Source organism: Pseudomonas sp. 1 R 17 (genome assembly GCF_900067035.1).
Lineage (GTDB): Bacteria > Pseudomonadota > Gammaproteobacteria > Pseudomonadales > Pseudomonadaceae > Aquipseudomonas > Aquipseudomonas marginalis.
The window spans coordinates 19,710-43,577 of the sequence record NZ_FKLB01000047.1; the positions used below are offsets into that span (position 1 = coordinate 19,710).

The 23,868-nt window shown below is 62.8% G+C and carries 20 protein-coding genes; 14 read left to right on the top strand and 6 right to left on the bottom strand.

Going from position 1 to position 23,868, the window contains the following annotated elements; all coding sequences use genetic code 11:
• The first annotated feature begins 71 nt into the window (after window positions 1-71).
• Both BFP99_RS16375 and BFP99_RS16380 read left to right on the top strand, forming a co-directional pair.
• Entirely contained in the window at window positions 72-542 is a 471-nt protein-coding gene (locus BFP99_RS16375) for an Lrp/AsnC family transcriptional regulator (protein WP_065947715.1), read from the top strand.
• 100 nt (window positions 543-642) lie between these two features.
• Window positions 643-1,080, top strand: a complete 438-nt coding sequence (locus tag BFP99_RS16380) for a carboxymuconolactone decarboxylase family protein (RefSeq protein WP_065947716.1) — start codon at window positions 643-645, stop codon at window positions 1,078-1,080.
• Between the two features lie 182 nt (window positions 1,081-1,262).
• Here BFP99_RS16380 and BFP99_RS16385 read toward each other — a convergent pair whose 3' ends face one another.
• The gene (locus tag BFP99_RS16385) at window positions 1,263-3,410 is read right to left on the bottom strand and encodes a TonB-dependent siderophore receptor (RefSeq protein ID WP_065947717.1); all 2,148 of its coding nucleotides are present in this window, start codon (window positions 3,408-3,410) and stop codon (window positions 1,263-1,265) included.
• Window positions 3,411-3,602: 192 nt separating this feature from the next.
• Between BFP99_RS16385 and BFP99_RS16390 the strand changes: the two genes are divergently transcribed.
• Window positions 3,603-4,382 (top strand): acetoin reductase, encoded by a 780-nt coding sequence (locus BFP99_RS16390; RefSeq protein WP_065927962.1) that lies wholly within the window; start codon window positions 3,603-3,605, stop codon window positions 4,380-4,382.
• A gap of 69 nt (window positions 4,383-4,451) precedes the next feature.
• On the opposite strand, the gene BFP99_RS16395 is transcribed toward BFP99_RS16390, so the two are convergent.
• A complete protein-coding gene (locus tag BFP99_RS16395; protein WP_065927961.1) occupies window positions 4,452-6,311 on the bottom strand; it encodes a sigma-54-dependent Fis family transcriptional regulator in 1,860 nt (619 codons plus the stop codon).
• 309 nt (window positions 6,312-6,620) lie between these two features.
• On the opposite strand from BFP99_RS16395, the gene BFP99_RS16400 reads away from it, so the two are divergent.
• Genes BFP99_RS16400 through BFP99_RS16410 form a run of 3 tightly spaced genes read left to right on the top strand, consistent with a single transcriptional unit; the run spans window position 6,621 to window position 9,744 of the window.
• Window positions 6,621-7,598: a thiamine pyrophosphate-dependent dehydrogenase E1 component subunit alpha gene (locus tag BFP99_RS16400; protein ID WP_065927960.1), complete on the top strand. Its 978-nt coding sequence runs from the start codon at window positions 6,621-6,623 to the stop codon at window positions 7,596-7,598.
• Window positions 7,599-7,624: 26 nt separating this feature from the next.
• A complete protein-coding gene (locus BFP99_RS16405; RefSeq protein WP_027606544.1) occupies window positions 7,625-8,644 on the top strand; it encodes an alpha-ketoacid dehydrogenase subunit beta in 1,020 nt (339 codons plus the stop codon).
• Window positions 8,641-9,744, top strand: coding sequence for an acetoin dehydrogenase dihydrolipoyllysine-residue acetyltransferase subunit (locus BFP99_RS16410; RefSeq protein ID WP_065947718.1), 1,104 nt, complete (start codon window positions 8,641-8,643; stop codon window positions 9,742-9,744). Before BFP99_RS16405 ends, BFP99_RS16410 begins: the two co-directional genes overlap by 4 nt.
• Before the next feature lie 115 nt (window positions 9,745-9,859).
• Here BFP99_RS16410 and BFP99_RS16415 read toward each other — a convergent pair whose 3' ends face one another.
• The gene (locus BFP99_RS16415) at window positions 9,860-10,747 is read right to left on the bottom strand and encodes a helix-turn-helix domain-containing protein (protein ID WP_065947719.1); all 888 of its coding nucleotides are present in this window, start codon (window positions 10,745-10,747) and stop codon (window positions 9,860-9,862) included.
• A 138-nt stretch (window positions 10,748-10,885) separates the two neighbouring features.
• On the opposite strand from BFP99_RS16415, the gene BFP99_RS16420 reads away from it, so the two are divergent.
• Genes BFP99_RS16420 through BFP99_RS16435 form a run of 4 tightly spaced genes read left to right on the top strand, consistent with a single transcriptional unit; the run spans window position 10,886 to window position 15,121 of the window.
• The gene (locus BFP99_RS16420) at window positions 10,886-12,244 is read left to right on the top strand and encodes a glutamine synthetase family protein (RefSeq protein WP_065927979.1); all 1,359 of its coding nucleotides are present in this window, start codon (window positions 10,886-10,888) and stop codon (window positions 12,242-12,244) included.
• Window positions 12,245-12,266: 22 nt separating this feature from the next.
• Window positions 12,267-13,355, top strand: a complete 1,089-nt coding sequence (locus BFP99_RS16425; RefSeq protein ID WP_065927957.1) for a polyamine ABC transporter substrate-binding protein — start codon at window positions 12,267-12,269, stop codon at window positions 13,353-13,355.
• The gene (locus tag BFP99_RS16430) at window positions 13,352-14,647 is read left to right on the top strand and encodes an NAD(P)/FAD-dependent oxidoreductase (RefSeq protein WP_065927956.1); all 1,296 of its coding nucleotides are present in this window, start codon (window positions 13,352-13,354) and stop codon (window positions 14,645-14,647) included. The genes BFP99_RS16425 and BFP99_RS16430 overlap by 4 nt, the downstream gene beginning before the upstream one ends.
• A gap of 57 nt (window positions 14,648-14,704) precedes the next feature.
• The gene (locus tag BFP99_RS16435; RefSeq protein WP_065927955.1) at window positions 14,705-15,121 is read left to right on the top strand and encodes an SRPBCC family protein; all 417 of its coding nucleotides are present in this window, start codon (window positions 14,705-14,707) and stop codon (window positions 15,119-15,121) included.
• Between the two features lie 307 nt (window positions 15,122-15,428).
• Here the strand turns inward: BFP99_RS16435 and BFP99_RS16440 are convergent, their stop codons facing one another.
• Together BFP99_RS16440 and BFP99_RS16445 are read right to left on the bottom strand one after the other, a co-directional pair.
• Window positions 15,429-16,823, bottom strand: coding sequence for a sensor histidine kinase (locus BFP99_RS16440; protein WP_065927954.1), 1,395 nt, complete (start codon window positions 16,821-16,823; stop codon window positions 15,429-15,431).
• The gene (locus tag BFP99_RS16445; protein ID WP_027606536.1) at window positions 16,801-17,484 is read right to left on the bottom strand and encodes a response regulator transcription factor; all 684 of its coding nucleotides are present in this window, start codon (window positions 17,482-17,484) and stop codon (window positions 16,801-16,803) included. The genes BFP99_RS16440 and BFP99_RS16445 overlap by 23 nt, the downstream gene beginning before the upstream one ends.
• 324 nt (window positions 17,485-17,808) lie before the next feature.
• On the opposite strand from BFP99_RS16445, the gene BFP99_RS16450 reads away from it, so the two are divergent.
• Window positions 17,809-18,714: a hypothetical protein gene (locus BFP99_RS16450; protein WP_065947720.1), complete on the top strand. Its 906-nt coding sequence runs from the start codon at window positions 17,809-17,811 to the stop codon at window positions 18,712-18,714.
• Between the two features lie 223 nt (window positions 18,715-18,937).
• Here BFP99_RS16450 and BFP99_RS16455 read toward each other — a convergent pair whose 3' ends face one another.
• Window positions 18,938-19,846 (bottom strand): MurR/RpiR family transcriptional regulator, encoded by a 909-nt coding sequence (locus BFP99_RS16455; RefSeq protein WP_010211026.1) that lies wholly within the window; start codon window positions 19,844-19,846, stop codon window positions 18,938-18,940.
• A gap of 284 nt (window positions 19,847-20,130) precedes the next feature.
• Here BFP99_RS16455 and iolC point away from each other — a divergent pair, with 284 nt between their 5' ends.
• The 3 genes from iolC to iolB all read left to right on the top strand — a co-directional run bounded on the left by iolC (window position 20,131) and on the right by iolB (window position 23,848).
• Complete coding sequence (iolC, locus tag BFP99_RS16460) at window positions 20,131-22,068, top strand: bifunctional 5-dehydro-2-deoxygluconokinase/5-dehydro-2-deoxyphosphogluconate aldolase (protein ID WP_065947721.1); 1,938 nt, start codon at window positions 20,131-20,133, stop codon at window positions 22,066-22,068.
• A 101-nt stretch (window positions 22,069-22,169) separates the two neighbouring features.
• Window positions 22,170-23,063, top strand: a complete 894-nt coding sequence (iolE, locus tag BFP99_RS16465; RefSeq protein ID WP_065927951.1) for a myo-inosose-2 dehydratase — start codon at window positions 22,170-22,172, stop codon at window positions 23,061-23,063.
• Window positions 23,060-23,848: a 5-deoxy-glucuronate isomerase gene (iolB, locus tag BFP99_RS16470; RefSeq protein WP_065947722.1), complete on the top strand. Its 789-nt coding sequence runs from the start codon at window positions 23,060-23,062 to the stop codon at window positions 23,846-23,848. The genes iolE and iolB overlap by 4 nt, the downstream gene beginning before the upstream one ends.
• Window positions 23,849-23,868: the final 20 nt, after the last annotated feature.

The window sequence follows — 23,868 nt, forward strand, 5'->3', positions numbered from 1 at the left end:
TTCCAAACTTTGCCGAGAAATCCCTTGTCCTGGGATGAAAACTCGCTAAAAACAATAAACAGAGGCACGTCATGCCCATCACGCTGGATCGCACCGACAAAGCGTTATTAAACGCCCTGCAAGGCAATGCCCGTTTAACCGTGGCCGAGCTGGCCGAGCGCGTGTCCCTGACCACTTCACCGTGCTGGCGACGGGTCAGGAACCTGGAGGAAAGCGGGGTGATCAGCGGCTACCAGGCGATCCTCTCGCCCAAGGCGCTGGGGTACGGGGTGACGGCGTTTGTCAGCATCATGATGGAGAGCCACACCCAGGAAATCGCCCGGGCGTTCGAGCAACGCCTGTTGGATATTCCGGAAATCGTGGCCTGTCATAACGTGTCGGGACGCTATGACTTTTTGCTGGAAGTGGTGGCCAGGGATCTGGAGTCGTTCGGCGAGTTTGCGCGGGAGGTGTTGCAGACGCTGCCGTGCGTCAAGGAGATTTATTCGAGTTTTTCCTATAAGTCGGTGCGACCGTTGCGGGTGATTCCATTACCAGGTTGATCGCACCATTGGTCACCTGTTCTTCCCCGTAATTGGCTATTTCTCCCGTATGGCCCGGTGGCTAACCTAGCCACCACTTCCCACCGTTCCGGAGTTCCGCATGCAAGCCCGTACCGATTTCTACACCGCTTCCCCAGACGCCATGAAAGCCATGCTCGCCCTGGAAGCCGCCGTCGGCAAACTCTCCATCGAGCTGCCATTGCTGGAACTGATACGCCTGCGTGTGTCGCAGATCAACGGCTGTGCGTTCTGCCTGGACATGCATACCGCCGATGCCCGCAAGGGCGGCGAGACCGAGCGTCGCCTGTACACCCTGTCGGCCTGGCGCGAAACGCCGTTCTTCACCCCGCGTGAACGCGCGGCATTGGCCTGGACCGAGAGCCTGACGCTGCTGAGCCAGACCCACGCGCCGGACGCAGACTTCACGGCGCTCGCCGCCGAGTTCAGCCCCCAGGAGCAAGTCGACCTGAGCGTGGCCATCGCCACCATCAACAGCTGGAATCGCCTCGCGGTAGGGTTTCGCAAGATGCCTAAATAAGAAAGGTTGAAGACGGCTCTTTTGTGGTGAGCGGGCTTGTCCCGCGCTGGGCTGCGCAGCAGCCCCAAAACCAGGCGCAGAGGAGTGCCTGATATACCCCATTCGTCTTCATCAGGGGCGCTTCGCACCCCAACGCGGGCGGTGCGACGATTCGCCAAGCCCGCTCGCCACAGCAGTAAGTGTCAGAAGTTCACCGAAGCACTCAGGCGCGCCGTCAGCGGCGCGCCCTGGAACAGATAGTCATCGCCCATGTACTCGCCCGCGTCGCGCCAGTAGCGCTTGTCGAACAGGTTGTCGACGCTCAGGCGCAGCACCGTCTCGTAGCCGTCGACCTTGGTGGTGTAGCGGCTGCCGACGTTGACCACCGCATAATCCCCCACCTCCACATTGCCGCTGCGGTTGGCGTACTTCTTGGCGCTGTATTGCACGCCGCCGAGCACCGCCAGGCCATTGACCCACGGCAACGCATAATCGGCGTACACACTGGCGCGCAGCTTCGGCACGTTGATCGCCTGGTGGTCTTCGTATTCCGGTGTGCCGCTGCCGCTTACCCGTGCACGAATCGCCGCCACGCTGGTGGAAATCTGCAGGCGGTCGGTGGCCCAGCCGTTGGCCGACAACTCCACGCCGGTGTTCTTCTGCTCGCCCTGTTGCACATAGGTAAAGGTAGCGGCGCCATCCGGCCTGGCGTACTGGTAGGCCTGGCGTGTCTGGAACACAGCGGCGGCGAAGCTGATGCGGCGCCAGTCGTATTTCACCCCGGCCTCGATTTGCCGCGAGGTGGTAGGGGCCAGGGTTTCATCGGCGTTGCTGGCAAACCACGGCGCAGTGCCGCCCAGGGACAGGCCTTTGCTGTAACTGGTGTACAGCGAGATATTTTCTACGGGTTTGTAGATCAATGCCGCCTGGGGCAGAAACACGTATTGCTGGGTATGGCGGGCCTGGTTGCCAGTGACACCGTCGAAGGCTTTTTCATCCAGGCGCACTTCGCGGCCTCCGAGGATGGTTTGCCATTGCTCGTTGAAGCGGATGCGGTCGGTGACGAACAGGCCGTACTGGCGGCTGTCGAGGGTGCGATGGCTGTCGTTCAACGGCTTGTCGGTGGGCGTGAACGTCGGCGCGTCAGCGTCGATATTGGCCGTGCCGATGTACTCGTTGACGGACTTGCGCTTGTCGATCACCCGGCGAAACGCGCTGGTGCCGAAGGTCAGTTCATGGCCGATGCCGGCGGTGTCGAACAGGCCGGTCATCGCCGCCTGGACTTCATCGTCACGGCGGGTGTCGTCGGGGCTGCGGTAGTCGTAGACGTCGTAGTTGCCTGCGGGCGTAAAGTGGTTGCCGACACCGTTGGTGTCGCCGCCCCAGGCAAACGAACTGTAGTCATCGATCACCACCTTGCTGCGCGCGGCGCTGACGCTGCCTTTCCACTGGTCGCTGAAGCGGTATTCGAAGGTGCCGTTGAGGTTCAGCGAATCGATGCCGACCTGCCTGGAGCCGCTCTGGTGGCCCAGCAGTTTTTTCGGCGAGGCGTCGTGGGGCACCTCGGTGCCGCCCAGCAACTGGTAGCCCGGTACCGAGCGCTGTTGCTTGTTCTGGTATTCCGCGTCCAGTTGCAGCACCGCGTCGGGGCTGATGTTCCAGTCGAAGGCCAGGGACACGAAGTCGCGCTGGCCGTTGGCGTGCTCCACATAGGAATTAAGGTCTTCATGGGCGACGTTGGCGCGCAGGCCGAATTGCTGCTCGCTGCCAAACCAGCCACCCACATCGGTGGCGATATAGCCACTGCCGCGGTCATCGGTGGACACCGTCACCGAGCGCACATCTTCCGGGCGCTTGGTCACGTAGTTGATCACGCCGCTGGGTTCGGAAATCCCGCTCTGCAAACCGGCCAGGCCCTTGAGCACTTCCACCTGCTGCTTGTTTTCCAGGGCGACGTTCTGCTCGCCGGTGATGGTGCGCCCGTTGATCTTGTAGCTGCTCGCCGCATTCAGCGAGAAACCGCGCACCACGAAATTCTCGTAGTAGCCGATGGGGGCGTAGCTGTCGCCCACCGAGGCGTCGTTGCGCAGCACCTCACTGAGCAGGCGCGCTTGCTGGTCCTTGATCAACGCGGCATTGATCACTGTGATCGAGGCCGGGGTGTCCAGCAGCGGCGCCTCGTTGAAGCCGCCGACCGAGGCGGTGTCTGCGCGATAGCCTGACGCGTCCTCGCCCTGGACCTGCACCGCCGGCAGCTCGAGTTGTGCCGCCCAACTGTTGCCGATCCCGCCGCTGAGCAGCAGGCCGAGGGCGAAACGTGTACTGACGACAGGACGAAAACGCAAAACCATGGGGGAGGGCCTTAAAGCGCAGGGCGGGGGGGCGCATAAGCTAGGCATAACGGCCAGGTTTTACAAGCGTTCGGTACACGGGCGTGCGCTGAGACAGGGCGTCTCAACGCCTATGCCAAACCCGTTGCGCCTCGACAGCCCGTGCGCGTACCTGCGATAGACAACGTTCTCTCATCGTTGCAGGAGATTGTCATGAGTATCGCTGGAAAAGTTGCGCTGGTGACTGGCGCCGGGCAGGGCATTGGTCGGGCCATCGCCCTGCGCCTGGCACAGGACGGTGCCGACATCGCCCTGGTCGACATCAATGGCGCCAAGCTCGAAGCCGTGGCCGCCGAAGTCGTGGCCCTGGGGCGCAAGGCCTCGGTGTTTATCGCCGACGTGTCCAAGCGCGACCAGGTGGTGGCGGCGGTCGAACACGCACACCAGACCCTCGGCGGCTTCGACATTATCGTCAACAACGCCGGGGTCGCGCAGATCGACGCGCTGCTGGACGTCAGCCCGGAACAGGTCGAGCGCACCCTGGGCATCAATGTGCAGGGCGTGTTGTGGGGTATCCAGGCTGCCGGCAGGAAATTCAAGGCGCTCAAACAGAAGGGCAAGATCATCAATGCCTGCTCCATCGCCGGCCACGAAGGCTTCGCGCTGCTGGGCGTGTACTCGGCCACCAAGTTCGCCGTGCGCGCCTTGACCCAGGCGGCGGCCAAGGAACTGGCGAGCGCCGGGATCACGGTCAACGCCTACTGCCCGGGCGTAGTGGGCACCGATATGTGGGTGGAGATCGACAAGCGCATGGCCGAGATTACCGGGGCTGAAGTGGGTGCGACGTATAAGAAGTACGTGGATGGGATTGCCTTGGGCCGTGCGCAAACGCCGGAGGATGTGGCGGGGTTGGTGGCCTACCTGGCGGGACCGGACGCGGATTACATGACCGGGCAGGCGCCGTTGATCGATGGCGGGCTGGTTTACCGCTGATCTCCCAAGGCCTACGGTGTTAAATGTGTGAGGGGGCAAGCCCCTCCCACATTGTTGACCCCCGTTGTGTCAGTGCTTGCCGGGCATGTCGATGCCCAGTTGGTTGACTCGGCGGTAGAGGGTGGCTCGGGAAATGCCCAACGCCTGCGCCGTCGGCAACGGCTTCCAGCGATGCCGGATCAACGCGTCCAGTACCACCTGGCGTTCCGGGCTCACGCTAGGTTCCGCGGCTGGCGAAACCTGCTCCCCACGCACTTCAACCGGCAAGTCCGCCAGTTGAATCGTGCCGCCTTCACATACCGCACAGGCATACGCCAGCGCGTGGTGCAGCTGGCGCACATTGCCCGGCCAGGCATAGCCCAGCAGGCGTTCCAGCGCGGCTTGGCCGATGCCGACCGAGACGCCGCTGCCGCGTGCTTGCTGCTCCACCAGCCGGTTGATCAATGCCAGCTTGTCGCTACGCTCGCGCAGCGGCGGCAGGTAGAAGCGTGCGCAGCCGAGGCGGAAGTACAGGTCTTCGCGAAAGCGCCCGTCGCCGACCAGCACGGCCAGGTCGCGGTGGCTGGCGCAGATCACCTGAATGTCTACCGTGCGGGTCTTGGCCCCGCCCAGGGGCGCGACTTCACCCTCGGCCATCACCCGCAGCAGGCGCGTCTGCAACGCCAGCGGCATATCGCCGATTTCATCGAGGAACAGGGTGCCGCCATCGGCCTGCACCAACAGCCCCGGCATGCCTTTGCTGGACGCACCGGTAAAGGCCCCGGCCACGTAGCCGAACAGCTCGCTTTCAATCAGGTTCTCGGGGATCGCCGCGCAGTTCACCGCCACAAAGGGCCCTGTTCGCCGGGCGCTGCGTTCGTGCAGCTGGCGGGCGAACACTTCCTTGCCGGCGCCGGTTTCCCCCTGCACCAGCACCGGCAGGTTGCGGTCCTTGACGCGTACGGCCAGGCGCAGGTGTTCTTCCACCCGTGGGTCGACCTGTGTGTGCGCAACGGGCCGTGACGGTTTGCGGCGCGGCGCGTTGACCCGCACGTGCAGCACGCCAGGCTCGCCCAGCCATTGCAGGTGTTGGGTTGATTGATCGGTGGCCGAGCGCAACGCATCCAGGTCGAACACTTCGCCGATATGCTCCGGCACCTGGCCGAAACGCCGGCGCAGTGCCTGGCGCGCCTTGCTATTCAGCGCGTGCAGGCGCCCGTCCTGGTCCCAGGCCAGCAGCAGGTCGGGCTGGCTGTCCACGTAGCCCGGTGTGCTGTGGGCCTGGAGCACCCAGTGCTCGCGGGCGCTGTGCATAAAGAAGGCGTTTTCGATGGCCAGGGCACTCTGGGCCACCATCTGCCGCACCAGGTGCTGGCTGCGCCGGTCATCCGGGGATTTGAGCGCCGAGGCATCCATCACCCCCAGCAGGTTGCCCTGGGAGTCGAAGATCGGCGCGGCGGAGCAGGTCAAACTGATGAAGGCGGCGCGGAAGTGGTCGCGCTTGTGCACGGTCACTGCGGCCTTGCTGGTCAGCACCGTGGCCACGCCGCAGGTGCCTTCCTCGGCTTCCGACCAGCAGGTGCCGAGGTACAGGCCGGCTTTGCGGCAGTCGCTGCGAATGGTGGTGTCGACGCGGTGGTCGATGGTCTGGCCCTGGGCGTCGGTGAGCATCACGCAGTAGTCGGCGTGGCGCACCCGGTGGTGCAGTTGCCCGACTTCCTCGCCGGCGATGCGCATGAACAGCTCGGCGCGTTCGCGGCATTCCTTGAGCAAGGGTTCGGTAAGGATGCGTGGCCCCTGCAGCGAGCCGGGGTCGAGGTGGTGTTGTTCAATGGAACGCCGCCATGAATCGAAAATCAGCGACGGCACCGGCGCCTGGGGCAGGCGATCGGCATTGCGGACCACGCGACTGACGCAGTCGACGTGCTCCCTGGAGTTCGCGGCGAGCATAAGGCCTCCGGTTCTCGATCTTTGTTGTTATGCCCGCCATTAAGCGCCCGTGGGCGCGAGGGGACAAGGGCGACCTGACCAACAGCCCCGCGTGAGACGCGGCGTCTCATTCCGGCCGAGACGCCGCCTGCACAGTGCAATGCACCGTCTCATTCTGCACAGGCATACCGTCCCGGCACAACCGCACGGCACTGCTCTGGATCAAGGCTTTGCCAGGTTTCATCGCACCTTGGCACAGGCTGTGCTGAACCGCTTGCAGCTGGCCGCAGCCAGCCTTTTGTGTGTCGAGACAACCTGGAGAACAACAAGATGTCCACCCACCTGTCCACCGATCAATTGCTGCATGCCTACACCGTGATGCGCACCATCCGTGATTTCGAAGAACGCCTGCATGTGGAATTCGCCACCGGCGAGATCCCCGGTTTCGTGCACCTGTATGCCGGCCAGGAAGCCAGCGCAGCGGGGGTCATGGCCCACCTCAACGATGAAGATTGCATCGCCTCAAACCACCGTGGCCATGGCCATTGCATCGCCAAGGGCGTGGATGTGTTCGGCATGATGGCCGAGATCTACGGCAAGAAAACCGGCGTGTGCGGAGGCAAGGGCGGCTCCATGCACATCGCCGACCAGGAGAAGGGCATGCTCGGCGCCAACGGCATTGTCGGGGCGGGTGCGCCGTTGGCGGCGGGCGCCGCGCTGGCCTCCAAGCTCAAGGGCAGCCAGGGCGTGGCGGTCGCATTTTTCGGCGACGGCGGCTCCAACGAGGGCGCGGTGTTCGAGGCGATGAACCTGGCGTCGATCATGAAACTGCCGTGCCTGTTCGTTGCCGAGAACAACGGCTATGCCGAGGCCACCGGTTCCGGCTGGTCGGTGGCGTGCAAGGACATTGCCGAGCGGGCGGTGGGCTTCGGCATGCCGGGGGTGATTGTCGATGGCAATGACTTCTTTGCCGTACACGCGGCGTTGGGCGTGGCCGTGGAGCGTGCACGCAAAGGCGACGGGCCGACCTTGGTGGAAGTCAAGCTGAGTCGCTTCTACGGCCACTTCGAAGGCGATGCACAAACCTATCGTGGCCCGGACGAGGTGAAGAACCTGCGCGAATCCCACGACTGCCTCGCACTGTTCCGCCAGCGCTGCAATGCCGAAGGCTGGCTTGACGCGGCCCAATTCGAACGTATCGACGGCGAGGTCGCGCAGTTGATCGACGACGCCGTGCGCCTGGCCAAGTCCGATCCCAAGCCCCAGGCCGCCGACCTGCTCAGTGATGTCTACGTCGCCTACCGCTAATAACTACAAGACTCGGAGAGAATTTCATGGCTCGCAAAATCAGCTATCAGCAGGCAATCAACGAAGCCCTGGCCCAGGAAATGCGCCGCGACCAGAGCGTGTTCATTATCGGCCAGGACGTCTCCGGCGGCACCGGTTCCCCCGGCGAGCAGGACGCCTGGGGCGGTGTGCTCGGCGTGACCAAGGGCCTGTACCCGGAGTTTCCGGACCGCGTACTCGATGCGCCGTTGTCCGAAGTCGGCTACGTCGGCATGGCCGTCGGCGCCGCCACCCGTGGCATGCGCCCGGTGTGCGAATTGATGTTCGTCGACTTTATCGGCTGCTGCCTCGACCAGTTGCTCAACCAGGCCGCCAAGTTTCGCTACATGTTCGGCGGCAAGACCACCACGCCGCTGGTGGTGCGCGCCATGTACGGTGCCGGCCTGCGCGCCGCCGCCCAGCATTCGCAGATGCTCACCTCGATGTGGACGCACATTCCCGGCCTCAAGGTGGTGTGCCCGGCCACGCCGTATGACGCCAAGGGCATGCTGATCCAGGCGATCCGCGACAACGACCCGGTGATCTTCCTCGAACACAAGATGCTCTACAGCCTCCAAGGTGAGGTGCCGGAAGAGCTTTACACCGTGCCGTTCGGCGAAGCCAACTTTGTGCGCGAAGGCCGCGACGTGACCCTGGTGACCTACGGCCGCATGGTGCATATCGCCCTGGAAGCCGCCGCCAACCTGGCACGCCAGGGCATCGACTGCGAAGTGCTGGACCTGCGCACCACCAGCCCGCTGGACGAAGACAGCATCCTCGAGAGCGTGGAGAAAACCGGGCGCCTGGTGGTGATCGACGAGTCCAACCCGCGCTGTTCCATCGCCACCGACATCAGTGCGTTGGTGGCCCAGCAGGGCTTCTCGTTCCTGCGTGCGCCGATCGAGATGGTCACCGCGCCGCACACGCCGGTGCCGTTTTCCGATGCGCTGGAAGACCTGTACATCCCCAACGCCGCGAAGATCGAGGCCGCGGTGCTGAAGATCGCCGACAAGAGGAACGCCGCATGATCCATACCTTGACCATGCCCAAGTGGGGGCTGTCGATGACCGAAGGCCGCATCGACGTCTGGCTCAAGCAGCCCGGCGACCGGGTGGAGAAGGGCGAGGAAGTGCTGGACGTCGAGACCGACAAGATCTCCAGCAGTGTCGAGGCGCCGTTCAGTGGTGTGCTGCGCCGCGTGCTGGCGCTGAGCGACGAGACCTTGCCGGTGGGCGCGCTGCTGGGGATCGTGGTGGAAGGTGAGGCCAGCGAGGCGGAGATCGATGCGGTGATCGAAAGCTTCAACGCCGGGTTCGTCTCAAGCAGCGCCGAAGCCGAAGCCACCGGGCCGAGTGCGCAGAAGGTCGAGGTGGGCGGGCGCTTGCTGCGCTATCTCGACCTGGGCGACGGCGGTACGCCGCTGGTGCTGGTGCATGGCTTTGGCGGCGACTTGAACAACTGGCTGTTCAACCAACCGGCCCTGGCCGCCGAGCGCCGGGTGATCGCCGTGGATTTGCCGGGGCATGGCGAGTCTGGCAAGCATCTGCAAACCGGTGACGCCGAGGAGCTGAGCCAGGCCGTGCTGGCCTTGCTCGATCACCTCAAGCTCGAGCGCGTGCACCTGGCCGGGCACTCCATGGGCGGCTTGGTCAGCCTGACGCTTGCCGGCCATGCGCCGGCGCGCGTTGCCTCGCTGACCCTGATCGCCAGCGCCGGGCTGGGTGCGGACATCAATGGCGATTACTTGCAAAGTTTCACCGAAGCCAATAACCGTAACGCGCTCAAGCCGCAACTGATGCAACTGTTCAGCGACCCGGCGCTGGTGACGCGGCAGATGCTGGAGGACATGCTCAAGTTCAAGCGGTTGGAAGGGGTGGACCAGGCGCTTCGTCAGCTCAATGCCCAGTTGTTTGAGGATGGGCGCCAGCGCCTGGATTTGCGCAACGTAGTGGGGGAGCAACCGAGCCTGGTGATCTGGGGCAGTGACGATGCAATCATCCCGGCCGGCCATGCCCAGGGGCTGGAGGCCCAGGTGGAGATTCTGCCGGGGCAGGGGCATATGGTGCAGTTGGAGGCGGCGGAGCGGGTTAACCAACTAATCTCAACCTTCCTAAAATCCCAACCTTGAAATGCAATTCAATGTGGGAGGGGGCTACACCCCGATTGCGGTAGTTCAGATACAGAGATGTTGACTGACCCATCGCCATCGGGGGCAAGCCCCCTCCCACATTTTCAGATGCATTTCAAAGTGAGTGCTTGAGGGTTTCGCTCGGCAGCTCTTTGAACAACGCTCGATAGCTGTTAGAGAACCGCCCCAAATGCCAGAACGACCAATTCATCGCCACCTCGGCCACGGTCGTTCCGGCACCGCTCAACAATTCCCGCCGTGCCCCGTTCAACCGGCGCAGGCGCAACCACTGCGCCGGGCTCATCCCGGTGTAGGTCTTGAACCCTTGTTGCAACTGGCGCAGCGGTACGCCGGCAATCCGCGCCAGTTCCAACAGGTTGACGGTTTCGTCCGGCGCATCCGCCGCCCACTCGCCTATGCGCGCCATCAACCGGCGTTCTTCACTGCGCTTTTGCAATGAGCTGCGATCCAGGCACACGCAGGCGTTGTCGAGGATGAACAGGCAGTCGTCGAGCAGTTGCTGAGTGAGGGAAACGGGGTCGATGACCGTGGACAAGCGCGTCAGGGTGCCACTCAGCCAGCGGCTGAACAGCGCGTTCTGCTGGCAGGTCAGCGGCGCCATGAACAGGCCTTCCAGCGTCTCCACATCCAGGCCGTGGCGCTGCACGAATTGCGGCCCGAACACCACCGCCACTTCGCGGTAGTTTTCCGGGGTGATCCAGGTGTTGCGGCTTTCGCCATTGAGCAGATACAGCGCGTTGTCGCTGCCATCGAAACAGAACGCCAGCGCGCCCGGCGGTGCGTTGAAGTGCTGCTCCACACGGGTGTTCATGCTCTCTTCGTACACCTGCACACCGTGCAGGTCGAGGTAGCGGACGCGCCCGGCAAAATGCCCCGGGGACATCTGCTGGTACTGCTGCACCCAACCGGGTGTCGCACTGCATTGGGCGGCCACATCAGCGGTGGTGAAGGCCTGTACGCGCAAAGCGGTTGCCTGGGTCATGGGTGATCCGTGCGCACTCTATTGGTGCGTTGTGCTGCGTGCAAAGTGGATAGATGGCCTGTGAAGGCTGGCCCAAGATAGACCTCAATGCGCCGCGAGTACAAGCCGGCGCGGCACCCACCCCATGATGAGGTCCTTATGAACGCCCCCTTCGATCAGCTGTCCGCCTGGCTGAAAGAACACAAGATTACCGAAGTCGAATGCGTGATCAGTGACTTGACTGGCATCGCACGCGGCAAGATTGCGCCCACCAACAAGTTCCTGCATGAGCGAGGCATGCGCCTGCCGGAGAGTGTGTTGCTGCAAACGGTAACCGGGGACTTTGTCGACGACGAGATCTACTACGACCTGCTGGACCCGGCCGACATCGATATGGTCTGCCGCCCGGTGGCCAACGCGACCTACGTGGTGCCGTGGGCCATCGAGCCCACCGCGATTGTGATCCACGACACCTTCGACAAGCATGGCAACCCCATCGAACTGTCGCCGCGCAACGTGCTGAAGAAAGTCCTGCAGCTTTACACCGACCGGGGCTGGCAGCCGATTGTCGCGCCGGAAATGGAGTTTTACCTGACCCAGCGCTGCGAGGACCCGGACCTGCCGCTGAAAACCCCGATTGGCCGTTCCGGCCGTGCCGAAACCGGGCGCCAGTCGTTCTCCATCGATGCGGCCAACGAGTTCGACCCGCTGTTCGAAGACGTCTACGACTGGTGCGAAGCCCAGGGCCTGGACCTCGATACGCTGATCCATGAAGACGGCCCGGCGCAGATGGAAATCAACTTCCGCCACGGCGATGCCCTCGACCTGGCCGACCAGATCACCGTGTTCAAACGCACCCTGCGCGAAGCCGCGCTCAAGCACAATGTGGCCGCCACCTTCATGGCCAAGCCGGTGGCCGACGAGCCCGGCAGCGCCATGCACCTGCACCAGAGCGTGGTGGAGATCGCCACAGGCAAGCCGGTGTTTGTCGACGCCGACGGCAACATGAGCCCGCTGTTCCTGCACCATATCGGCGGCCTGCAGAAGTACATCCCCAAGCTGTTGCCGATGTTCGCGCCCAACGTGAATTCGTTCCGCCGCTTCCTGCCGGACACCTCGGCGCCGGTCAATGTGGAGTGGGGCGAAGAAAACCGTACTGTCGGCCTGCGCGTGCCCACCTCGAGCCCGGATGCGATGCGCGTGGAAAACCGCCTGCCGGGCGCCGATGCCAATCCCTACCTGGCCATTGCCGCCAGCCTGCTGTGTGGCTACCTGGGGATGATCGAACAGATCGAACCCAGCGCCCCGGTAGAAGGCCGCGCCTATGAGCGCCGCAACCTGCGCCTGCCGTTCACCCTCGAAGACGCCCTGGCGCGGATGGAGGACTGCGACACGGTCAAGCAGTACCTGGGCGACAAGTTCGTGCGCGGCTACGTCGCGGTCAAGCGCGCCGAGCACGAGAATTTCAAGCGGGTGATCAGTTCCTGGGAGCGTGAGTTCCTGCTGTTGAGCGTCTAAAAAACACAAAAGGGGTGTCGATATGCGTCTTGTGAACAAGCTTCTTCCGCTGGCCCTGGTGGCCGCGTTCAGCGGTGCCGGCCAAGCCGCGCCGACGGTGAGCGTCTACAACTGGACCGACTATATCGGCGAGACCACCCTGGCGGATTTCCAGGCCAAGACCGGGATCAAGGTGATCTACGACGTGTTCGATTCCAACGAAACCCTGGAGGGCAAGTTGCTCGCCGGTCGCACCGGCTATGACGTGGTGGTGCCTTCCAACCACTTCCTGGCGCGCCAGGTAAAGGCCGGCGCGTTCCTCAAGCTCGACCGTTCGCAGTTGCCCAACTTCAAGAACCTCGACCCCAAGCTGCTCAAGCTGCTGGAGAAAAACGACCCGGGCAATGCGCACTCGGTGCCGTACCTGTGGGGTACCAACGGCATCGGCTACAACGTCGACAAGGTCAAGCAGGTGTTGGGTATCGATCATATCGATTCCTGGGCGGTGCTGTTCGAACCGGAGAATCTCAAGAAGCTCAACCAGTGCGGCGTGGCCTTCCTCGACTCGGCGGATGAGCTGTTCCCGGCGATCCTCAACTACATGGGCAAGGACCCGCGCAGTGAGAACCCCGAGGACTACCAGCAGGCCGAGGCCAAGCTGTTGACGCTGCGGCCGTACATCACCTACTTCCATTCCTCCAAGTACATTTCGGACCTGGCCAACGGCGATATCTGCGTGGCGTTCGGTTATTCCGGTGATGTATTCCAGGCCGCCAACCGCGCCAAGGAAGCCAGGAACGGCGTGAATATCGCCTACTCGATTCCCAAGGAAGGCTCCAACCTGTGGTTCGACCTGCTGGCGATCCCGGCCGATGCGAGTCACCCGAAAGAGGCCCATGCCTTCATCAACTACCTGCTCGACCCTGAAGTGATCGCCAAGGTCAGCGCCTCGGTCGGTTACGCCAATGCCAACCCGGCCGCCAAGGCCTTTATGGACCCTGAACTGGTGAATAACCCCGAGGTGTACCCGCCGCAGGAAGTGCTCGATAAACTCTATATTTCCACCACGCCGACTCCGGCGACCATGCGCCTGATGACCCGCGCCTGGAGCAAAGTGAAGACCAACAAATGATCCCATCCAGCGACCACGCCCGTTCCTACTACCTTGCGTCGGCGAATGCCATGCCGGAGCGCCCGGCACTGGGCGCCGACCTGAGCGCCGATGTCTGTGTGATCGGCGCTGGTTTTACCGGGGTCAACACCGCTATCGAACTGGCCCAGCGCGGGCTCTCGGTGATCCTGCTGGAGGCCCGGCGTATCGGCTGGGGCGCCAGCGGGCGCAATGGCGGGCAGTTGATTCGCGGGATCGGCCACGATGTGTCGGGGTTCGCCAAGTACGTGGGCGAGGAGGGCGTGCGTTACCTGGAACGGGCCGGGATCGAGTCGGTGGCCCTGGTGGGCGAGCGCATTCGCGAGCACGGGATCGACTGCGACTTGCGCTGGGGATTTGCCGAGCTGGCCAACACCCCGGCGCAGTTCGCTGCGTTCAAGGGCGAGCAGGACAGCCTGGCGCGCCTGGGTTATGTGCATGAAACCCGCCTGGTGGGCCCGCAGGACATCCGCGACGTGGTGGATTCGACGCAGTATGCCGGCGCCTTGGTGGACATGGGCTCCGGGCACCTGCACCCGCTGAACCTGGTGCTCGGCGAGGCGCAGGTGGCCGAGTCCCTTGGGGTGCGGATCTTTGAGCACACCGAAGTGCTGGAACTGATCCACGGCGACACGGTGCAGGTGCGTTGCGCTGGCGGCACGGTACGCGCGGCCAGCCTGGTATTGGCCTGCAATGCGCACCTGGAGGAACTGGAACCGCGCCTGAGCGGCAAGGTGCTGCCGGCGGGCAGCTACATCATCGCCACCGAACCGCTGTCGGTTGCACAGGCCAATCAGTTGATCCCGCAGAACCTGGCGCTGTGCGACCAGAAAGTCGGCCTGGATTACTACCGGTTGTCCGCCGACCGTCGCCTGTTGTTCGGCGGCGCCTGCCATTACTCGGGGCGCGATCCCAAAGACATCGCGGCCTATATGCAGCCCAAGATGCTCAAGGTGTTCCCGCAATTGGCCGACACCGCCATCGCGTTCCAGTGGGGCGGCAGGATCGGCATCACCGCCAATCGATTCCCCCAGGTCGGGCGGCTCAAGCAATACCCGAACGTGTTCTACGCCCAGGGCTATTCCGGGCATGGGCTCAACGTGACCCACTGGTGCGCGCGGCTGCTGGCCGAAGGCATACACGCGGGCCACAGCCAGGGCCTGGATATTTTCAGCCAGGTGCCGCACATGACCTTTCCCGGCGGCAAGGCGTTGCGCTCGCCGCTGCTGGCGTTGGGAATGGCGTGGCATCGCTTGCGGGAATTGATGCATTGAAGTCCGGGGCGTGGCAGGCTGTGCACGACGTTTTCCTACGACTTTTGGAGATTTAGCGTGCCAACAGCATCTGCAGTGATTGAAATCCCGGTATCGGCCGAGACGGTCTGGCACTTGGTGGGTGGCTTCAACAGCCTGCCGGACTGGCTTCCGTTTATCGCCAAGAGCGAGCCCGGTGAAGGTGGCCGCGTGCGCCATCTGACGACCGCCGACGGGGGTGTGATCGTCGAGCGTTTGCAGACCTTCGATAACGTCGGGCGTACTTACAGCTACACCATTGAAGAGTCGCCGTTTCCGGTGAGTGCCTATCTTGCGACCGTGCAGGTTGAGGCGTTGAGTGATTCGTCGGCGAAAGTGACCTGGTCCGGTGTGTTTACCCCGGCGGCGGGTACTACGGAGGCGGCGGTGGAAGAGCTGTTTGCCGGGATGTACAAAGGCGGGGTCGAGGCGTTGCGCGCCAACTTCCCGGCCTGATTCGTTCTACCAGGCAATGCAAGACTACTGTGGGAGGGGCGATAGCTATCTTCACAACTTTCAGAGACTGGCGAGTTCCCCTGTGGTGAGCGGGCTTGTCGAATCGTCGCACCGCCCGCGTTGGGCTGCGCAGCAGACCCAAAACCAGGCGCTGCGGTTTACCTGACAGAACACAGGGAGCCTGATTGGGGCTGCTTCGCAGCCCAGCGCGGGGCAAGCCCGCTCACCACAGTTACAGTGTTCCTCCTTAACTGACTGGCATTGGGGCAAGCCCCCCTCCCACAGTTTGACCTCACTGGCTTATGGATCAGGCTTCGGGCATCAGCTGCTGGCGACACTCCAGCACCAGGCGCGCGCCGCCTTGCTCGCTGGTGCCGACTTCCAGCTTGAACCCATGCAGGTTGATGATCGCCGCCACGATCGACAAACCCAACCCAAACCCGCCTTGCTGGTCGCCTTCATCCACCCGATAAAAGCGCTGGAACACCGCATCGCGTTCCGCCGCCGGTATGCCGGGCCCAGAGTCGTGCACTTCGATGCGCGTGCTGCCGGCATCGTTGAGTCCCCGCAGGATCACTGCGCCGCCCGCTGGAGAGAACTTGATGGAGTTGCTCAGCAGGTTGGCCAGGGCTTCGAACAACAGGGCGCGGTCGCCGGTGATCCATGGCAGGGACTCGGGGACTTCGAGTCGCAACTGCAATTCGCCTTCCTCGGCCAGGGGCAGGTAGAAGTCATGCAACTCGCGCAGCAGCGGCAGCGGGTCCATGACCAGGAAACCGGAACGGCGCTGGTGGTCTTCCAGCTCGGAGATACGCAGCAGCCCGCGAAAGCGCGCCATCAGGGTGTCGGTCTCGGCGATGGCGTCGTCCAGTTTCACCGCGTAGCCGGAGTCCTGCTCGGCCTCCTGGCGGATGCGATAGAGCTGCGCGCGCAGGCGGGTCAATGGGGTGCGCAGGTCGTGGGCGATGTTGTCGCACACGCCCTTGACCTCGTTCATCAGCTTCTCGATGCGATCGAGCATGGCGTTGACGATGGCCGCGAGCATGTCCAGTTCGTCACGCCGGTTGGACAGCGGCAAGCGGTGGGTGAGGTCGCCGGCGACGATGGCTTCGGCGCTGGCCTGGATCCCGCGGATCCGGCGCAGCGGGCGGCGACGCAACAGATGCCAGCCGGCGGCGCCGGGGATAATGGTCAGGGACAGCGCCCATAGCAGGGCATGCCAGATGATCCGCGTCACCCCGAACAGCGAGCCATTGGCGCGCACCAGTACCAGCCAGCGGCCGTCGTCGGTATGGCTGGCGACGGCGTCGCAGCTGTCCTTGGGCAGTTTGGGGTCGTCGGAGTCGACGCAATTGGCCAGGGCGTGGATCTTGCCGTCCAGCGGCAGGTCGGGGGGAATCGCGCGGATCGGCCCACTCAAGGGGCGGAACTGCTCATCGAACAGGCCGTAGGCGTCCACGCCCTTCATGTCGAAGGTCATGCTGGTGGTCAACGCTTCCACCAGTTCTTCGCCGTCGAAGCGCTGGAACAGGTGCTGGCGTTGCATCAGCGAATGGCGCGACAGGTCACTCAGGTAACCCGAGACCTCGTAATACAGCACCCCCATGAGGATGCAGCTCCAGGCCACGAACAACGAACTGTACAGCGCCAGCAAGCGGCTGCTGGATGAGCGCCAGCCCTTAGAGGGGTTCAGCAATGACATAACCGGAACCTCGTACCGTGCGGATCAGCGGCGGGAGGCCCGGTGGATCGATTTTCTTGCGCAGGCGGCCGATGTGCACGTCGATCAGGTTGGTGCCCGGGTCGAAGTGATAGCCCCAGACTTCCTCGAAGATCATCATCCGCGACAGGATCTGCCCGGTGTTGCGCATCAGGAATTCCAGCAGTTTGTATTCGGTGGGCAGCAGGCTCAGGGGCTGGTCGGCACGGCTGGCTTCGCGGCTGATCAGGTTCAGTTCCAGGTCGGCCACGCGCAGGGCGGTTTCGAATTCCTTGACCGTGCTTTTGCGGCGCAGCAGCACTTCGACGCGGGCGGCCATTTCGTCGGAGGCGAAAGGCTTGGTCAGGTAGTCATCACCGCCGGCGCGTAGGCCACGCACGCGCTCGTCGACGTCGGAGAGGGCGCTGATCATCAGGATCGGCGTCGATACGCCGATGGTGCGCAGGGTGGTGACGATGGCCAGGCCGTCGAGTTCCGGCAGCATGCGGTCGAGGGTGATCAGATCGTAATCACCACTCACGGCGCGGACCAGGCCTTCGCGGCCGTTGTCCACCCAATCTACGTCCAGTCCATGGCTACTCAGCTCGGCGACGATCTCGCGGGCCGTTACGGCGTCATCCTCGATGGTCAAAATGCGGGTCATAGGATTACCTGGTGAGCGATTCACACTAGAAGTGGGGGCATTTTGCCAAGAAACGGCTGAACGCTTCCTAAATAAAACTTCATGTTGGCAAAACTGACACAACTTTCATGACGGGTACCGGCCGGGGAGCAATCTCCTCCCACAGGGAATGCATTACGCCCGCCTGCAACAATCATTTCTTGCAAGTTGCATGGTTCAGGCAAGTTCAATTTACTTAACCTGTTGAAATACAACGGATTTAATTTTAAGCGCGACTGGCATGCTGCCTGCACTGTCCCTTTTGAGACTTGTAACACTATTTTTCCTGCCGGGAGCACCATAACAATGATCACATCGTCATCCACGCTGCAAGAGTCGAGCGCGCGCTCCGGGGTTTCCTGGGGGGCTATCTTTGCCGGGGCCGCTGCGGCGGCTGCGTTATCCCTGATTCTGGTATTGCTGGGCTTCGGCCTGGGTTTCTCGGCGGCGTCGCCGTGGGCCGACAGCGGCATCAGCGCCAAGGGGCTTGGCATTTCCACGATTGTCTGGCTGGCCTTTACCCAGATCGTCGCCTCGGGCCTGGGGGGTTACATCGCCGGCCGGTTGCGGGTGAAGTGGGCCAATATGCATGGCGATGAAGTGTACTTTCGCGACACCGCCCATGGTTTCCTGGCCTGGGCCGTCGCCACGCTGATCACTGCCGTGCTGGTGGTCGGTTCGGTCAGCAGTGTGCTCACCGGCGGCGTGAAAGCCGGTGCCAGCGTGGCAGCCGGTGCGGCCAGCGGTATCACCCAGGCCGCAGGCAGCGCAGCCAAAGGCGTCAACGGCGGCGATTTTGACTACTACGTCGACAACCTGTTTCGTGACGATCGCCCGGTTGCCGTCAGTGATGACGCTGCCCATGGCGTGGTTGCGCGCATTTTTACCCGCACCCTGAGCAACGACGGCCAACTCGCCGCTGAAGACCGTGCCTACCTGGCCCAGTTGATCAGCCAGCGCACCAACCTCAGCCAGGCCGATGCCGAAGCGCGTATCGACAAAGTCTACGGCGACGCGCGTAAAGCCGTCGAAGACGCCAAGCTCAAGGCCAAGCAAGCCGCTGAAACGGCCGCCAAAGTCGCCGCTTATACCTCGCTGTGGACCTTTGTCGCCCTGTTGATCGGCGCCTTCTTTGCCAGCTTCGCTGCAACCTTTGGTGGCCGTCGCCGCGATGCCGTGGTGTACGTCGAAACCGAAACCTACGTTCGTTAATTCAAGGAGAACACCATGCGCTCATTACTTCTGTGGTTCCTCGGCGTGCCGATCCCGGTGATCATCCTGATCGCAATTTTCATGCACTGATCCCCGGCCTATCTCGGTCCATTGTGGGAGGGGGCTTGCTCCCGATAGCGGTGTATCAGTTGATGTTGCTGTCGACTGACACTCCGCTATCGGGGCAAGCCCCCTCCCACATTTGATTTGCGGTGTTTGATAGTCAGTCATCAAACCCGACCTGCTCGTGAATCTCATCCACCTTCAACTCCAACCGATACGCCACGGCAATAAACAACGCCTGGCACAGGCACAAGGTGGCGCTCAATGAGCGGAAGGCAAACGACGAGCCTTCATTCACCAGCAGCACCGCGTTGGCCCGCTTGGCCAGGGGCGACAGGTTGCTGTCGGTGATGATCAGGGTCTTGGCCTGATGGTGCTGGGCGATCCGCAGGCAGTGCTGGGTCTCTTTGCCGTAGGGCGTGAAGCTGATGGCGATCACCAGGTCATTGGCGCGCACGCTGCGCATCTGCTCGCGATAGCTGCCGCCCAAACCGGAAATCAGGTGGATGCGCTTGTTGGTGTGCTGCAGGTTGTAGACCAGATAATCGGCCACCGCGAACGACCGGCGCACCCCAACCACGTAGATATTGTCGGCGTTGACCACCAGGTCGACGGCCTTGTCGAAGGCCACATCATCCAGTTCCAGCCCCAGGCGCTCGATACCCGAGAGGGTCGCGTTGACGCACTCGCGGGCCAGGTCGCCGCCGCTGGCTTTCTGCGACTTGTTGGCGATCATGCTGCGGATGCGCTGCTGGTAGTTCTGCACCGGTGTGGTCTTGTGGGTGTAGGCCTCGCGAAACAGCGCCTGCATCTCACTGAACCCACTGAAGCCGAAACGCTGGGAAAACCGCACGATCGCCGAGGGGTGCACTTCGCATTCGCGGGCGATGTCGCTGATGCGGTCGACCATGATCCGGTCGCTCTGCTGGCTCATGTAGCTGGCGATGCGCTTGAGCTGGCGCGGCAGGCTTTCGTACTCGTCGGTGATCAGCTGCAACAGGCGTTCGGCATTGATCGGAGGGCTGGCGATGGTGTCTTCCAGGGTGGTCTCGGGATCGGTGCGGGACATGGGCAATCCTTCTGGCGTGTTCTTCTGATGCGCTGGTGGGTGGCGCAAGTCTACAGGGTAGGCGTAAAAAAATACCCCGGCATCACGGCCCGCGTGGCCTGCTGAAACGATGCACGGCAGCTGGCATGCCCCTATGCTGACGTATTGGAAAAAATATTCCACTAAAAATAATTCTGGAATAAATATTGATTGCCGCCGCCGGACGTTCTAGTCTGCTCCCACCAAGAGCGTTTGCCGCCGCCACGACGGCACAACGCAGGCTGATAAAAATAACAGGAGCCAGCATGGGCCAGACTCGTTTTGCCAGTGGGCGTCAATTGGATCTGATTTGCCTCGGGCGCCTGGGCGTCGACCTCTACGCACAGCAAGTAGGTGCGCGGCTTGAGGACGTGTCCAGCTTCGCCAAATACCTCGGCGGTTCCTCCGCCAATATCGCGTTCGGCACTGCCAGGCTGGGGCTCAAGTCGGCAATGTTGAGCCGGGTGGGGGACGACCATATGGGCCGTTTCCTGATGGAATCCCTGGCCCGCGAAGGCTGCGATGTCAGCGGCATCAAGGTCGACCCGGAACGCCTCACCGCCATGGTGCTGCTGGGCCTCAAGGACCGCGAAACCTTCCCGCTGGTGTTCTACCGCGAAAACTGCGCCGACATGGCCCTGCGCGCCGAAGACGTCAACGAAGCCTTTATTGCCTCGAGCAAAGCCTTGTTGATCACCGGCACGCATTTCTCCACCGACGGCGTGTACAAGGCCAGCATCCAGGCCCTGGACTATGCGGCCAAGCACAACGTCAAGCGCGTGCTGGATATCGACTACCGCCCCGTGTTGTGGGGCCTGGCGGGCAAGGCCGACGGCGAAACCCGGTTTGTCGCCGACCAGAACGTCAGCCAGCATGTGCAGAAAATCCTGCCGCGTTTCGACCTGATCGTCGGCACCGAAGAAGAGTTTTTGATTGCCGGCGGCAGCGAAGATCTGCTCACCGCCTTGCGCACCGTGCGTGAACTGACCCCGGCGACCCTGGTGGTCAAGCTCGGCCCGCAAGGCTGCACGGTGATCCACGGTGCAATCCCGGCGCGCCTGGAAGAGGGCGCCATCTACCCTGGCGTGCGGGTTGAAGTGCTTAACGTGCTGGGCGCCGGCGATGCCTTTATGTCGGGCTTCCTCAGCGGCTGGATCAATGACGCCAGCGATGAGCGTTGCAGCCAGTTGGCCAATGCCTGCGGTGGTCTCGTGGTCTCGCGCCACGCCTGTGCGCCGGCCATGCCGACCCCGGCCGAACTGGATTACCTGTTCAACAGCCCGGTGCCGATCACCCGGCCTGACCAGGACGCGACCCTGCAACGCCTGCACCGCGTCACCGTGCCGCGCAAGGCCTGGAAGCAGCTGTTCATCTTTGCCTTCGATCACCGCTGGCAACTGGTGGAACTGGCGCAACGCGGCGGCCAGGACCTGACCCGGATCAGCGAGATCAAGCAGCTGTTTATCCAGGCCATCGAACGCGTGGAGAAAAAGCTCGCCGAGCAGGGCGTTGAGGCCGATGTGGGTCTGTTGGCCGACCAGCGCTTCGGCCAGGACGCGCTCAATGCCGCCAGCGGTCGCGGCTGGTGGATCGCGCGTCCGGTGGAGGTGCAGAACTCGCGGCCCCTGGCGTTCGAACATGGCCGCTCGATCGGCAGCAACCTGATTGCCTGGCCTCAGGAACAGATCATCAAGTGCCTGGTGCAATACCACCCCGACGACGAGCCCATGTTGCGCCTGGAACAGGAAGCGCAGCTCAAGGCGGTGTACGAGGCTTCGGTGACCAGCGGCCATGAGCTGCTGCTGGAAGTCATCCCGCCCAAGGATCATCCGTCCACTTACCCGGACGTGCTCTATCGCAGCCTCAAGCGCCTGTACAACCTGGGTATCTACCCGGCGTGGTGGAAGATCGAGGCACAGTCGGCCGAGGACTGGACAAAGCTCGACGAACTGATCCAGGAACGCGACCCGTACTGCCGTGGCGTGGTGTTGCTGGGCCTGAACGCCTCGGCCGAATGCCTGTCCGCCGGCTTCCAGCAAGCCAGCCAGAGCAGCACCTGCCGTGGGTTTGCCGTGGGCCGCACGATTTTCCAGGAGCCGAGCCGTTTGTGGATGGCGGGGGAGATCGATGATGAGACGTTGATCCAGCAGGTCCAGGCGACCTTTGAGCAGTTGATCAACGCCTGGCGCAGTGCCCGAGGCTGAACCAAGTTCTTAATTTGAAATGCAATCCAATGTGGGAGGGGCTTGCCCCCTCCCACAGAAAGCAGATCTCAGTGATACCAGAAAATAATAAAGGTGCAGCCATGCCCGCAATCCGAATTGGCATCAACCCGATCTCCTGGAGCAACGACGACCTTCCGGCCCTCGGCGGTGAAACCCCGCTGAGCACCGCCCTGAGCGAAGGCAAGGAAATCGGCTACGAAGGTTTCGAGCTCAACGGCAAATTCCCCAAGGACGCCAAGGGCGTCGGCGACGTCCTGCGCCCCTATGACCTGGCGCTGGTCTCCGGCTGGTACTCCAGTCGCCTGGCCCGTCGCTCGGTGGCCGAAGAAATCGAAGCCATCGCCGGCCACGTCGAACTGCTGAAACAAAACGGCGCCAAGGTGCTGGTGTACGGCGAGGTGGCCGATTCGATCCAGGGCTCGCGCATTCGCCTGATCGAGCGTCCTCGGTTTCAGAGTGAACAGGCCTGGCAGGACTACGCCGACAAACTCACGGAGCTGGCGCGTTTCACCCTGTCCCAGGGCGTGCGCCTGGCGTACCACCATCATATGGGCGCGTATGTCGAATCGCCTGAAGACATCGATCAGTTGATGGGCCGTACCGGGCCGGAAGTCGGCCTGCTGTTCGATTCGGGCCACTGCTATATGGGCGGCGGCGAACCCATCGAGGTGTTGCGCAAGCATATCGACCGCGTCTGCCACGTGCATTTCAAGGACGTGCGCAAAGCCGTGGTGCAACTGGCGCGCAACCAGATGTGGAGCTTCCCCGATTGCATCGTCAACGGCACCTTCACCGTGCCCGGGGATGGCGATATCGATTTTGCCGAGTTGCTCGATGTGCTGATGGCCGCGAAATACGCGGGCTGGCTGGTGGTAGAAGCCGAGCAGGATCCGGCCGTGGCGCCCAGCTACGTCTATGCGAAAAAGGGCTATGACACATTGCGTGCGCTTCTCGATGAGAGGACCCAACCATGAGCTTGCTGGTAAAGAGCAGTAAACGCGGACAAACCATGGTCGCCCTGGAAGAGGGCCGCCTGGAATACGTAGGCTTTGCCGCCTACCGCCTGAGCCTTGGCGAAACATTGCCGGTGACTGCCGGCGATCAGGAGCTGTGCCTGGTGCTGCTCAGCGGTCGGGTCAATATCGAAGGCGAGGGCTTCAACTGGCAGAACCTCGGTGATCGCCAGTCGGTGTTCGAGGACAAATCGCCGTTCGCCGCCTATCTGCCGCCGGGTACCGATGCCCAGGTCACGGCGTTGAGCGACGTGCAGATTGCCGTGTGCGCCGCACCGGGTGCTCCGGGTTTCGAGCCACGCCTGATCCGTCCTGAACAGTGCAAGCGCAGCGTACGCGGCAAAGGCGCCAATACCCGCTACGTGTGCGACATCCTGCCGGATACCGACCCGGCCCATTCGCTGCTGGTGGTGGAAGTGCGCACGCCGTCCGGGCATTCGTCGAGCTACCCGCCGCACAAGCACGACACCGACGACCTGCCGCACCAGAGCTTTCTTGAAGAGACCTACTACCACCAGATCAACCCGCCCCAGGGCTTCGTGTTCCAACGGGTGTACACCGACGACTGCAGCATCGACCAGGCCATGGCCGTGGAAAACAGTGATCTGGTGGTGGTGCCCAAGGGCTATCACCCGGTCAGCGTGCCGTATGGCTACGAGTCTTACTACCTGAACGTGATGGCGGGCCCCAAGCGCGCCTGGCATTTCCACAACGACCCGCAGCACAGCTGGCTGCTGGACCTCTAAAACGGTTTGGACGGAGAACA